This is a genomic window from Streptomyces sp. GbtcB7 (genome assembly GCF_019091445.1).
GTDB lineage: Bacteria > Actinomycetota > Actinomycetes > Streptomycetales > Streptomycetaceae > Streptomyces > Streptomyces mirabilis.
This window is the reverse complement of sequence record NZ_JAGXJM010000335.1, coordinates 1-265: the sequence shown is the minus strand read 5'-3', so window position 1 is coordinate 265 and position 265 is coordinate 1. Positions and strand designations below refer to the sequence as shown.

Sequence of the window (265 nt, the reverse complement as noted above, 5' to 3'; positions counted from 1 at the left end):
GCCCGCACGCCTCGGCACGCTGCCTTCGTCCTCCCACTGGTCGACATCGTCGCGATCGGGTTCCTCACCCTCAGCGAACCGAGCCTCGGCTACCTGTGGGTGTTCCCGATCGCCTGGGTCGCGACCTACTACGGATCGGCCGAGATCGACCTCGCCATCAGCGCCGTCGCGATCATGAGCCTCGCCGACCCGTCACACTGGGGCTTCTCGCCCGACGTGATCGTCGACCTGCTGATCATCCTGCTGGCGCTCGCGTTCCTCGCCA

Annotated in this window: 1 protein-coding gene; it reads left to right on the top strand. The window is 67.2% G+C overall.

Features of this window, described 5'->3' with window-relative positions; all coding sequences use genetic code 11:
- A partial coding sequence (locus tag KVT44_RS56215) for a hypothetical protein (protein WP_217577014.1) occupies positions 1–265 on the top strand: 265 nt, incomplete at both ends.